The sequence below is a fragment of the Streptomyces scopuliridis genome, from assembly GCF_042790125.1.
Classification (GTDB): Bacteria; Actinomycetota; Actinomycetes; order Streptomycetales; family Streptomycetaceae; genus Streptomyces; species Streptomyces scopuliridis_A.
Genome location: NZ_JBHTZS010000011.1, coordinates 189,781 through 202,611, shown reverse-complemented (window position 1 = coordinate 202,611; position 12,831 = coordinate 189,781). Strand labels below are relative to the sequence as shown.

The following is a 12,831-nucleotide window of genomic DNA, read 5'->3' as shown; positions in this document are numbered from 1 at the left end:
AATGACGGTGGGGGCGGTGCCGACCGGCACCGCCCCCACCGTCATGTCAGGGGCCGGAATCCCAGGGGTCCGTGAGAGGGGATCCGGCCGAGGCATGGTTGCCCGCTGCCACACATGCGTCAACAATGCCCATGACAAAACCGAAGGAACTTCGGTCACAGAGAGGACCCCACATGAGAAAGCCTCTCCTCGGCGCGCTGCTCGCCGTTCTGCTCCTCGGAGCGGGAGCGGCACCCGCCATGGCCACAAGCCATGACGCGGGAGCGCCCACGAAGACCGCCGGGACCGCGGCCACCGCCCAAGCCAAGGTCCAGGCAGTCGACTTCGCCGGAACGGTCGCGCTCAGCAACTGTTCCGGCTCCGTTGTCCGTACACCCTCCTCGCAACCGAGCGACCCCGCTCTCGTACTGTCCAACGGGCACTGCCTGGAGACCGGTATGCCCGCCGCCGGCCAGGTCATCGTGGACAGGGCGTCCACCCGCACCTTCAGCCTGCTGAACTCCGCGGGCACCGGGGTCGCGACCCTGCGCGCCAGCAAGATCGCGTACGCCACGATGACCGACACCGATGTCTCGCTGTACCAACTCACCAGCACCTACGCGCAGATACAGAGCGCGTACGGGATATCGGCCCTGGAACTCAACGCCACCCGCCCGGTCCAGGGCACCGCGATCAAGGTCGTCTCCGGCTACTGGAAGCGGATCTACAGCTGCAACATCGACGGATTCGCCTACCAGTTGAAGGAAGGGAGCTGGACCTGGAAGGACTCGGTCCGCTATACCTCCGCGTGCAACACGATCGGCGGCACCTCCGGCTCGCCCGTCATCGACAACACCACCGGCAAGGTCGTCGCCGTCAACAACACCGGCAATGAGAGCGGCGGGCGGTGCACGGTCAACAATCCGTGCGAGGTGGACGAGAACGGCACGGTGACCGTACGCCAGGGCATCAACTACGCCCAGGAGACCTACGGGATCGTGGCGTGCGTCGGCACCGCCAGCAAGATCGATCTGACCCGTACGGGCTGCACCCTGCCCAAGCCGTAAGGAGCGGGGACCGCGTACACGCGGCGGTGGCGCCGCCGGTCGCCCGGCGGCGCCACCGACAGTCCGAACCGCACCGCCCCGCCTAGCATGCGTGGTGACAGCGATCGAAGGTGTCGGAAGGCCGAGACGAGAGGGGCCGCCATGCGTGCCGAGCAGTGGACCGGGGTCGTCACCCATCACGGCGAGGGCCCCGGCTGGGACCCCGGCGCCGGGCGGCTGAGGATCGTCGACCTGCTGGCCGGTGACCTCCTCACCTTCGACACCGAGGCCGACGGCGGCGGCGCGTACGAGCGGTGGCATCTCGGCGAGGTCGCGGCGGCCTGGCGGCCCCGGCGCTCCGGCGGTGTGGTCGCCGCCGTCGAGCGGGGCTTCGTCCTGGTGGCCGAGGACGGGGTGGTCACGCCCGGCAAGGAGCTGTGGACCGACCCCACGGTCCGGATGAACGACGGGGCCTGCGACCCCGCCGGCAACTTCTACTGCGGTTCCATGGCGTACGACACCCGCCCCGGTGCCGGTTCCGTCCACCGCCTCACCCCCGACGGCGCCACTTCGGTCGTCCACACCGGGGTCACCATCTCCAACGGCCTGGCGTGGGCTCCGGCCGGTGACTTCGCCTACTACGTCGACACCCCCACGCAGACCATCGCCAGGATCACCACCGACCCGTCGACCGGCCACTTCTCCGCCCCCGAGCCCTGGGTCACCATCGACCCGGCCGACGGCTCCCCCGACGGCCTCACCATTGACGCCGAAGGGGGAGTGTGGGTCGCTCTGTGGGGCGGCTCCGCCGTCCGCCGCTATGCCGCCGACGGCACCCTGGACGAGGTGGTCGAGGTCAACGCCCGCCAGGTCAGCGCCTGTTCGTTCGGCGGCGACGGCTGTCGCCGGCTCTTCATCACCACCTCGCGCCAGGACCTCGCGGACGGCGACGACCCGGCGGCGGGCGCCGTGTTCACCGTCGACCCGGGAATCGCCGGACTCGCCCCGCTGCCGTACGCCGGATAGCGACCGGGCCCGTCAGGCGTCTTCGAGCAGACCGGCCACGAGCACCGCGAACTCCTCGGGCGAGGCGATACGTATCCCCAGCGCCTCGGCCTTGGTCCGCTTGGAGCCGGCCTTCTCACCGGCGACCAGGAGCGTGGTGCGCTTGGAGACGCTGGAGGAGGACGTGCCGCCGGCCCGCTCTATCAGTTCGTTCATCTCGTTGCGGGAGAGCTTCGCCAGCGGCCCGGTCATGGCGCCGGTCACCACGACGGTCATCGAGTCCAGCGGCCCGCCGCCGGAAGCGGCATCGATGCCGGTCCGCTCCGTGCCTGTCTTCTCCGTACCGGACCGCTCGGGCCCGGCGCCGCTCTCCTCCGACGACGCCAAGGGCGGCTCGGTGGCGCCCGGTTCGGTCATATTGACGCCCGCGGCGATGAGCTTGTCGATCAGCGGGGCCAGCTCGGTGAGTTCCGCGACGATCACCGGAGCCTTCTCCGTACCGATGCCGTCGACCCGCTGGATCTCCTCGGCGCCGGCCGATCTGAGGCGGTCCATGGTGGCGAAGTGCCGGGCGATCCTACGGGACATGGAGCGGCCGGTGCCCCGGACCCCGAGCGCGGCCAGCACCCTGGCCAGCGGCTGCCGCTTCGCTCCCTCGATGGCCGCGAGCAGATTGTCGGTGCTCGTCTCGCCCATCCGCTCCAGGGCGAGCAGCTGCTCGCGCCGCAGCGAGAACAGATCGGCGAAGTCCCGCACCAGACCGGCGTCGACGAGCTGGACGACGCGCGTGGCACCCAGACCCTCGATATCGAGCTGGTCGCGCCCGACCGCGTACGAGAGGGACGCCACCACATGGCAGTCGCGGCCCCGGACACACCGCCAGCGCTGTTCCCCGGTGTCGATCTCCGATCCGCACTGCGGGCAGCTCCCGGGAAAGACGATCGGCCGCTCCTCGCCGGTCCGCAGATGGGCGACGGGCGCCTCGATACGCGGAATGATGTCCCCCGCCTTGTAGACCATCACCCGGTCACCGATGCGCAGATCGCGGCGGGTGATGTCCGCCGGATTGTGCAGCGTGGCGTACGTGACGGTGGAGCCGTCGATCTCCACCGGCTCCAGCACGGCCCGGGGCGCGACGATCCCCGTACGGCCGACGTTCCACTCCACGTCCAGCAGCCGCGTGATCTTCTCGACCGCCGCCAGCTTGTACGCGATCGCCCAGCGCGGGGCCCGGGATCCCGAGCCCGCCTCGCGCTGGTCCTCCGCCAGGTCGGCCTTGACGACGATGCCGTCGATCCCGAACGGAAGCTCGGCCCGCAGCGCGGCGATCTCCGCCACCCCCGTCCGCACCTCGTCCACCGTCGCCACCGCGCGGGGCGGCACCGCCGTACCGGCCGCGGTCGTGACGCCCAGCCCGGCCACGTACGCCAGCACCTCGCTGTGCCGCCACCGCTGGAGGTCCTCGCTCAGCGGCCCGGGGGTCGCGGGCAGCGGCAGCGCGCCGTAGCAGAAGAACGCCGTCTCCACCTGGTACGGACGGTCCTTGGCCCGGAGGGTCCCGGCCGCACCGCTGCGCGGGTTGGCGAAGGGCGTCGCGCCGTGCGCCGTACGGACTGTGTTCGCCCGCTCGAACTGCTCGCTCGTCATCAGGACCTCGCCGCGCACCTCCAGCGTGACCGGCTCGGAGAGCCGTCCCGGCAGGCCCGTGACCGTCCCGATGGCATGCGAGACATCCTCGCCCGCGGTGCCGTCGCCGCGCGTGATCAGCCGGGCCAGCTCGCCGTTCTCGTACCGCGCGGCCACCGCCAGCCCGTCGAGCTTCGGCTCCACGCTCCAGGCGTCCACCGGCCGGCCGATCCGCCGCTCCAGCGAGGCGGCCCACGCCGTGAACTGCTCGGGCGAGAAGACATTGTCCAGCGACAGCATCGGTACCGTGTGCGGCACATCCCCGACCGCCGCGCCGCCCGCGACCTTCCCGGTCGGCGAGTGCGGCAGCACCTCATCGGGATGCGCCTGCTCGTACGCCGCGATTCCGCGCACCAGCCGGTCGTACGCGTCGTCGTCCAGGGCGCTCTCGCCGCTCGCGTAGTACGCGGCGGCGGCCTTGGCGGCGTGGTCGACCGCCTGCGCGTACGCGGCGGCGTCGAGGACTGGGGCAGAAGTCGTCGTCATGTCCTTCATCCTGCCGCCCACCACTGACAACGGGTCCGCTCAGAGCCCCGGCGCACCCCAGACCGGGAACCAGCGCGCGAGATCCGGCTCGATCCGCAGATCGTCCCCGAGCACCGCTCTGACCTGGAGTTCCCGCTGATTGTCGCGCTTCTCGGCGGTGCCGGGCAGGGGCGCGAAGGGGTAGAAGCTGCCGCGCTTGTAGAGATAGACGAGGGCGAGCGGACGCTGTTCGGTGTCCCGGAAACTGAGCAGCGAGCAGAGCAGCTGCGGGCCGAAGCCGCCGTCCTCCAGCAGTGTGTTGACCGCGTGCAGATCGTTGACCAGGGAGGCCGTGTCGTCCGGTGCCCGTCGCGCGAGCAGCCAGGTGTAGCCGTACGAGTCCTGGCTGAACTCCACCGGGCGGCTGTCCTGACCGGTGTCCGCGTCGAGCAGTTCCTGTACGTCCTGCCTGATCCGGGCGAAGCCGCCGCCCTCGACGCCCGCGAAACAGACCGAGCCGAGGCCGGTGGGGGTGTATCCGGCCCCGGCCTGGAGGGTGAGCGCGGCGGACGGGAGGGCGAAGAGCTGGTCGAGATCGGGGCGGACCGGTTTGCTCCGGCCGAGGATGACGTCGAGAAGGCCCACAGGACCAGCTCCTCACAGTGACGAATCGGGCAGCATCACGCGATCACAGCATCACGCGATCACGGGACGGGAGCACGCGGTCACAGGGCCACGTGCTTACGGGCGGGCGAGTTCCGCGGAGATACGGGCGAGCTGGTCCAGCCGCTGTTCCAGCGTCGGGTGCGAGGCGAACAGCCGCCCCAGGCTCTCCCTGGAGGCGAACGCGGGCACGAAGTAGAAGGCGTTGTACGGCTCCGCCTTCCGCAGGTCCTCCGTCGGGATCCGCGCCATCTGGCCGCTCACCTTGGTCAGTGCCGAGGCGAGCGCCGACGGCCGGCCGGTGAGCAGCGCGGCCGTACGGTCGGCGGAGAGCTCGCGGTACCGCGAGAGCAGCCGGGTCAGCAGGAAGCCGATCACGTACACCACCGCGCTGACCAGCGGAATCAGCATGATCGCGATCCCGGCGGGGCCGGCGTTCCTGGCGCTCCTGGACAGCCCGCTGTAGAGCGCCATCCGGGTGATCAGACCCGCGAGCACACCCAGGAACGAGGCGATGGTCATCACGGCCACATCGCGGTGCGCGACATGCGACATCTCATGGGCGAGGACGCCCTCCAGCTCCTCCGGCTCCAGTCTGCGGAGCAGGCCGGTCGTGGCACAGACCAGCGCGCTGCGTTCGCTCCGGCCGGTCGCGAAGGCGTTCGGTATGTCACTCCGCGCGATCGCCACCTTGGGCTTGGGCATATCGGCCAGCGCGCAGATCCGGTCGACGGCGCCGTGCAGCTCGGGAGCCTGCTCGGGGGTGACCTCGCGCGCGCCCATCCCGAAGGCCGCGATCTTGTCGCTGAACCAGAACTGCGCGATGAACAGCCCTCCGACAAGGATCAGGATGACCGGCCAGAACTTCCCCAGCACGGCCAGCAGCACACCGACCAGGACCACGTACAGCAGGCCGATCAGGAACATGGTGGTCACCATGCGGGTGGTCAGACCGTGGTCCTGGGTGTAGCGGGACTGTGTCATCGCTCGCCTCCATTAGTTCTGTCTTCTGTCATTTTCCTCCTTTCCCGGCGAAACGGAATAAGTGGAATATATGGAAAGCGTGGGACCGGCTCCCCGTAGGGTTCCCGCCGGTCCCACGCCCGGCTCCCGCCGCCGGCTCCTGCGGCGGGAGCGGTGACAGCGGCTACAGCGCCGGGTTCGCGTTCTTCAGCAGCTCCTGGAACTGCGCGGAGAACCAGTCACCCGACAGTGGCGCGTTCGGCAGCGCACCGGACATGTGGTTGTTGTTCCGGGGGTTGCCGGTGTACGTCGGGTCGCACATCCGGTCGAAGCCCTTGCCCTGGTCGTTCGGGATCTCCTTGCTCGCGCCGTCGGACTCGCCCGGGGGCTTCATCCACACGTACGCGTCGATCCCGGCGGCGGGCGCCGCCTTCGGCCGCTCGCCCAGTCCGGCGCCGGACTGGTTGCACCAGTTCCCCAGGTGGATCCGGCGGTCGTAGCGCCCGCCGTCCACATAGGTGTCCACACTGGTCTGCGGACCGGGACCGGAGGGCCTGGCCGAGCCGCCCCAGCCATTGCGGGAGGTGTCGATCAGCATGCCGATGCCCGACGGGAAGCCGACGTTCACCAGCTCCTGCCGGAACGCCTGGGCGAACGACTGCTCGTCTACGTAGCGGTTCCAGTCCACCCACTTCGACTCGCGGACCGACTTGCCGGCCACGTTGTCGTTGATGGTGAAGTTGTTCTCCTTGAGCGCGCCGTAATTGGCGGTGTTGACGATGAAGCCGTGCACCTTGTCGACCGTGCTGCCCTCGGCGGTCGCGGCCTGCTTGAAGATCTGTGCCGAGGCGTTGAAGTTGTCGTCCCAGCCGATCCAGCCGTGGTGGCCCGCGTCGACATAGTTGTAGACGTTGGGGATGGTGCCGAGATGGTTGAGCGCGTAACCGACACCCTTGATGTAGTTGCCGTTCGCCTTCATCACATCGCACTGCGGTGTGACGGTCGGGCGGGGCGTGACATTGGTGACCAGGTTGGGCAGCGAGTCGATCTCGACGGTCGTCACGATCCGCAGTCCGGCGTACTTGCTGTCGGCGAGTATGGCGGCGATCGGATCGATGTACTCGCTCTGATAGCGGCCGATCTCCGTCGGGCCCAGTTCTCCGTTGGAGGCGAGCGCGGCGCAGTCACGGCCCGGCAGGTTGTAGATCACGAGCTGGACGACGAACGGCTTGCCCGCGGCCTGCCGCAGCGCCTCGTCGAGGTGGTCGCGCAGCCCCATGCCCGTGCCGACGCCCTCGATGGCCGCGATCCGGTCCAGCCACACACCGGTCGGCTGGCTGGAGACCTTGCTGCCGCCGGGCTCGGCGGCGGCCTTCGCGGCCCACTCCGGGTTCACGTACACCCCGGCGTTGGCGTACGGGTTGTCGACCTTGGAGCCGGCGGGCGGATCGGTGGGCGGGTCGGTCGGCGGATCCGTGGGACCGCCGCCACCCGGGGAGTTACAGGTGACACCGTTGAGCTTGAAGGCGGCCGGCACCGCGTTGGACCCGGTGACCGAGGCGTTGAAGCCGAAGGACGCCGAGGCGCCGGTCGCCAGCGCGCCGTTGTACGACACATTGGCGGCCGAGACGGCCTTACCGCTCTGGGTGATCGTGGAGTTCCAGCCCTGCGTCACCTTCTGGTCGCCGGCGAAGCTCCACTCCAGCTTCCAGGAGCTGATCGCGTCGCCGGTGTTGGTCACGCTGACATCGGCGGTGAAGCCGCCGTTCCAGGCGGTCTGGATCCGGTAGTCGACGGTGCAGCCGGCCGCGGCGGCGCCGGTGGGCGCGTCCAGCGCGGTCGCGGTGCCCGCCGCGGCGGCGACCAGCGCGAACGCGGCGAGCGCCGCGCCTCGTGCACGTCGCGGAGGGGTGGGGGTGCGGCTCATGAGAGTCCCTTCAGGTGGTCACGGAGTCCTACGCCGAAGTTGGTGGGTGTGCCGTTGTAGTCGCTGATCAGAGCGGGCCCCGAGGAGCAGTCCCAGGTGTTCCAGGTCCAGCCGAGATACGAGGCGCCACGGCTGTCGAGCCAGGCCATGACCCGGTCGATATAGCCGTGTGAGCAGGTGTTCTCGCCGATCTCGCCCGCCACGAACGGCACTTGGGCGGCCACCGGCGCCAGCTGTTCGTTCCAGCAGCTCTCGCTCGCGCAGACGTTGAAGTTGTACGTGTGCCAGGCGGCGGCCAGATTGCCCGCCGGGTCGGTGGGCCGGTACTTCAGCCACTGCCGCATGTCGTTGGAGTAGGCGATGCCGGGAATCAGCACCAGGTTCTGGGCGCCGGTGGCCCGTACCGCGTTCACCAGCGACTGCATTCCGGCCACCTCGAAATCGATCCCCGGACAGCTGCCGCCGTCGCGCCAGCAGGTCCAGGCCGCGTCGAGATTGCCGGTGGCCCGGTCCGGGAACGGCTCGTTGAAGAGGTCGAAGACCACCGCCGGGTCGTCCTTGAAGGTCTGCGCGACCGAGGTCCAGAAGGCCGGTGTGTACCGCGCGTTGGGCATCGGCTTCTGACAGGTCGCGTACTCGGTGTCCGGGCAGTGGTTGTCGTTGCCCGTGTACCTGCCGTGGGTCCAGTGCAGTTCGACGACCGGCGTGATGCCGTGCGCCTCCAGCCTGGTCACGAACTGCTCGACCGCGGCGATGTAGTTCGCGCCGGCGTACTCCGGCTTCACATGCGAGAGGCCGAGCCAGCACTCCTCGTTGAGCGGTATCCGTACGGTGTTGACCTTCCAGTCCGCGATGGCCCGCACCGACGCGTCGTCCACCGGACCGTCGAAGATGCCGTAGCCCTGGATGCACGCGAACTCGCCGCCGGAGCGGTTGACCCCGAGCATGCGGCGGGTCGCGCCGCTCTCGTCGACCAGTTTGTTGCCCGAGGCGCGCAGCTTCGGTGGCGCGCCGCCCGGTCCCGGCGGATCGGTCGGCGGGTCGGTGGGCGGATCCGTCGGGGGATCCGTCGGCGGGTCGGAGGGATCGCCCCCGCCCGGACCGCCGTCGCACGCCACGCCGTTGAGCCTGAACGCGGTGGGCGCCGGGTTGGACCCGGACCAGGAGGCGATGAACCCGGCGCTGAGCGAGCCGCCGGTGGCGATCCTCCCGTTCCAGCTCTCGTTGACGGCGGTCACGGTCTTCCCGGACTGCGACCACTTCCCGTTCCAGCCCTGGGTCACCTTCTGATCCCCGGGGAAGTCGAAGGAGAGTGTCCAGTTCTCGACCGGTGACCCGTTGTTGGTGAACGTGACAGCGCCCTGGAAGCCACTGTCCCACTGGTTGGTGGTGCTGTAGGCGACGGTGCAGCCGGCCGCGGTTCCCGACGCGGTCAGCTGCGGTGCGAGTGCGGTGCCCGCCACGGCCAGGGCCGCGGCGGCCAGCAGTGCGGTGAGGCGCGGTGGTGCTCGCATGGAGCGACTCCTCGATGGCCGATACGCCGCCTGACACGGCGTATGACTGATGGAAGCGCTCCCACTGGTTGGCTTCCGACGGTAGCGCCGAAGTCGCATGAGTCAACAGCCTCGTTGAATTCTTTTACTCGGCAACTCGCCCGGACGTGCGTCGTGTTCTGACTCTTGACAGGTTCACGGTCCCGCTCAACGCTTGGGAGCGCTCCCACTGGTTCGCACCCCCCATCGCCACCCGCACCGGACCGCGAGGAGGACACCCCATGCTCGGCTTGCGAGGTTCACCACCAGGGGCACCACCGCCACCCGGAAGATCCACTCGCCCGCGTGGCGTCCGGCCACGTACGCTCCGACCGCGCGGAGTCCGCCGCCTGCTCACCGCGCTGGCCGCCGCACTCTCCCTGCCGCTCGGTCTGACCGCGGTCAACAGCGCCCCCGCGCACGCCGCGGCCCTCCAGTGCGGCGTCGACTACAAGACCAATGACTGGGGCTCCGGCTTCACGGCCGACCTCACGATCACCAATCGCGGTACGGACCCCATCGACGGCTGGACGCTCAGCTACGACTACGCCGGCAACCAGAAGCTCACCAGCGGCTGGAACGGCACCTGGAGCCAGACCGGCAGGACCGTCACCGTCAAGAACGCCGCGCACAACGCGAACATCGCGCCCGGAGCGGCGGCGACCGCCGGTGCCAACTTCGACTACAGCGGCGCCAACGCCGCGCCCACCGTCTTCGCCGTCAACGGCGTGAGCTGTGCGGGCGCGCATCAGCCGCCCCTCGCCGTACTGACCAGCCCGGCGCCCGGCGCGGTGTTCACCGCGGGCGGCACCATCCCGATGGCCGCCACCGCTGTCGCCGCCGACGGCGCCGGGATCTCGAAGGTCGAGTTCTACAGCGACACCCAGCTGCTCGGCACGGACACCACCTCCCCGTACACCTTCGACTACACGAACGTCCCCGCGGGCGATCTCTCGCTCTACGCGAAGGCGTACGACGGCCAGGGCGCGGCGGCCGAGTCCACCCCGGTCGGGGTACGGGTCGCCGCGGGCCCGTCGCTGGTCGCGAGCCCCGCCCAGCTCGGCGTACAGCAGGGCAGGACCGGCACCTTCGGGGTGAAGCTCTCCGCCCGTCCCGCCGCCGATGTGACGGTCACCGTGGCCCGTACCGCGGGCAATACCGGCCTCACCGTCACCTCCGGCTCCACCCTCACCTTCACCGGTGCCAACTGGAGCACCGCCCAGCAGGTGACCGTCTCCGCAGCGGCCACCGGCACCGGCGCCGCGACCTTCACCGCGACCGCGCCCGGCCAGGCCAAGGCCGAGGTGACCGTCACCCAGCTGGCCGCGGCCGGCACCTATGACGCCCGGTTCCTCGATCTGTACGGCAAGATCACCGACCCGGCCGCCGGCTACTTCTCGCCCGAGGGCATCCCGTACCACTCGGTGGAGACCCTGATCGTCGAGGCACCCGACCAGGGCCATGAGACGACCTCGGAGGCGTACAGCTATCTGATCTGGCTCCAGGCCATGTACGGCAAGGTCACCGGCGACTGGAGCAAGTTCAACGGCGCGTGGGCGACGATGGAGAAGTACATGATCCCCACCCATGCCGACCAGCCCACGAACAGCTTCTACAACGCGTCGAAACCGGCCACCTACGCTCCCGAGTGGGATCTCCCCTCGCAGTACCCCGCACAGCTCAACGGCAATGTCCCGGTCGGCAATGACCCCCTCGCGGGCGAGCTGAAGAGCGCCTACGGCACCGATGATATCTATGGCATGCACTGGATCCAGGACGTCGACAATGTCTACGGCTTCGGCAACTCGCCCGGGAAGTGCGAGGCGGGACCGGCCGACCAGGGGCCCTCGTACATCAACACCTTCCAGCGCGGACCCCAGGAATCCGTCTGGGAGACGGTGACCCAGCCGACCTGCGACGCCTTCAAGTACGGCGGCAGGAACGGCTATCTCGATCTGTTCACCGGGGACGCCGCCTACGCGAAGCAGTGGAAGTTCACCAACGCGCCGGACGCCGACGCCCGCGCCGTCCAGGCCGCCTACTGGGCCTCGGAATGGGCCAAGGAGCAGGGCAAGGGCGGCGAAGTCGCGGCCAATGTCGCCAAGGCGGCCAAGATGGGGGACTACCTCCGCTACGCGATGTACGACAAGTACTTCAAGAAGGCCGGCGACTGCGTGGGTGAGACGGCCTGTCCGGCGGGCAGCGGAAAGAACAGCTCGCACTATCTGCTCTCCTGGTACTACGCCTGGGGCGGCGCCACCGACACCTCGGCCGGCTGGGCCTGGCGCATCGGCTCCAGCCACGCGCACGGCGGCTACCAGAACCCGATGGCGGCGTGGGCGCTCAGCTCGTACGCCGATCTCAAGCCGAAGTCCGCCACCGGACAGCAGGACTGGAGCACCAGCCTCAAGCGTCAGCTGGAGTTCTACCGCTGGCTCCAGTCCTCGGAGGGCGCCATCGCGGGCGGTGCCACCAACAGCTGGCAGGGCCGGTACGCGCAGCCCCCGGCCGGCACCCCGACGTTCTACGGCATGTACTACGACGAGGCGCCCGTCTACCACGACCCGCCGTCCAACCAGTGGTTCGGCTTCCAGGCGTGGTCCATGGAGCGGGTCGCGGAGTACTACCACCGGACCGGCGACAGCGCCGCCAAGACCGTCCTGGACAAGTGGGTCTCCTGGGCCCTGTCCAAGACGACCATCAACCCCGACGGTACGTACCGGATCCCGTCGACCCTCCAGTGGTCCGGCAAGCCCGACACCTGGAACGCCACCACGCCCGGCGCCAACACCGGTCTGCATGTGACCGTCGCCGACTACACCAATGACGTCGGGGTGGCCGCCGCGTACGCCAAGACCCTCTCCTACTACGCGGCGAAGTCGGGCAACGCGGCGGCCAGGACCACCGCGAAGGCGCTCCTCGACGGGATGTGGGACCACCACCGGGACGCGCTCGGGATCGCGGTCCCGGAGACCCGCGCCGACTACAGCCGCTTCGACGACCCGGTCTACGTGCCGAACGGCTGGACCGGCACCATGCCCAACGGGGACGCGATCAACGGGAGTTCCACCTTCGCGTCGATCCGGTCCTTCTACGAGAGCGACCCGGCCTGGTCCAAGGTCGAGGCGTATCTGAACGGCGGGGCCGCGCCGAGCTTCACGTACCACCGCTTCTGGGCGCAGGCCGATATCGCGCTGGCCCTCGGCTCGTACGCCGATCTCTTCGAATAGCGGAGGCTTTTCTGAGCGTATGACCGATTGCTCACGGAGGGTCCCGGCCGGCACGGGTGCGGGGCCCTCCCGCTGTCAATTGCCGTATCAATGCGACCAATTGATGTCTTTATTCCTCAGTGAATTGACAACACAAGGTCAAATCCTGGTATCTGATCTGTCCTTACGAGTCCGATCGATGTCACTCTCTGGACGGCTCAGCGCGCGTAGATCACGCGGTGAGCCTGTTCGTGGCACTCGCACAGCTCAGCACCACCGGGCGGCGGTCCATCCATGGCCGCCGCTTCCCCACACAGGGCCGTTACCGACGGCCCGGCACTCTTGGAGACTGAGTG

Annotated in this window: 8 protein-coding genes; 3 read left to right on the top strand and 5 right to left on the bottom strand. The window is 69.3% G+C overall.

Features of this window, described 5'->3' with window-relative positions; translation table 11 throughout:
• The first annotated feature begins 173 nt into the window (after nt 1-173).
• Both ACFRKB_RS19465 and ACFRKB_RS19460 read left to right on the top strand, forming a co-directional pair.
• On the top strand, nt 174-1,046 hold the full coding sequence (locus ACFRKB_RS19465; RefSeq protein ID WP_383107222.1) for a S1 family peptidase: 873 nt from the start codon (nt 174-176) through the stop codon (nt 1,044-1,046).
• A gap of 141 nt (nt 1,047-1,187) precedes the next feature.
• Nucleotides 1,188-2,051: an SMP-30/gluconolactonase/LRE family protein gene (locus ACFRKB_RS19460; protein WP_383107221.1), complete on the top strand. Its 864-nt coding sequence runs from the start codon at nt 1,188-1,190 to the stop codon at nt 2,049-2,051.
• A 12-nt stretch (nt 2,052-2,063) separates the two neighbouring features.
• Here ACFRKB_RS19460 and ligA read toward each other — a convergent pair whose 3' ends face one another.
• The 5 genes from ligA to ACFRKB_RS19435 form a co-directional block, all read right to left on the bottom strand.
• Nucleotides 2,064-4,202, bottom strand: a complete 2,139-nt coding sequence (gene ligA, locus ACFRKB_RS19455) for an NAD-dependent DNA ligase LigA (protein WP_383107219.1) — start codon at nt 4,200-4,202, stop codon at nt 2,064-2,066.
• 39 nt (nt 4,203-4,241) lie between these two features.
• Complete coding sequence (pspAB, locus tag ACFRKB_RS19450) at nt 4,242-4,826, bottom strand: PspA-associated protein PspAB (protein WP_383107218.1); 585 nt, start codon at nt 4,824-4,826, stop codon at nt 4,242-4,244.
• Nucleotides 4,827-4,922: 96 nt separating this feature from the next.
• Nucleotides 4,923-5,828: a zinc metalloprotease HtpX gene (gene htpX / locus ACFRKB_RS19445; protein WP_383107216.1), complete on the bottom strand. Its 906-nt coding sequence runs from the start codon at nt 5,826-5,828 to the stop codon at nt 4,923-4,925.
• Nucleotides 5,829-5,991: 163 nt separating this feature from the next.
• On the bottom strand, nt 5,992-7,734 hold the full coding sequence (locus ACFRKB_RS19440) for a glycoside hydrolase family 6 protein (protein WP_383107214.1): 1,743 nt from the start codon (nt 7,732-7,734) through the stop codon (nt 5,992-5,994).
• Nucleotides 7,731-9,248, bottom strand: coding sequence for a cellulase family glycosylhydrolase (locus ACFRKB_RS19435; protein WP_383107212.1), 1,518 nt, complete (start codon nt 9,246-9,248; stop codon nt 7,731-7,733). Before ACFRKB_RS19435 ends, ACFRKB_RS19440 begins: the two co-directional genes overlap by 4 nt.
• Before the next feature lie 260 nt (nt 9,249-9,508).
• On the opposite strand from ACFRKB_RS19435, the gene ACFRKB_RS19430 reads away from it, so the two are divergent.
• Nucleotides 9,509-12,496, top strand: coding sequence for a glycoside hydrolase family 48 protein (locus ACFRKB_RS19430; RefSeq protein WP_383107210.1), 2,988 nt, complete (start codon nt 9,509-9,511; stop codon nt 12,494-12,496).
• Nucleotides 12,497-12,831: the final 335 nt, after the last annotated feature.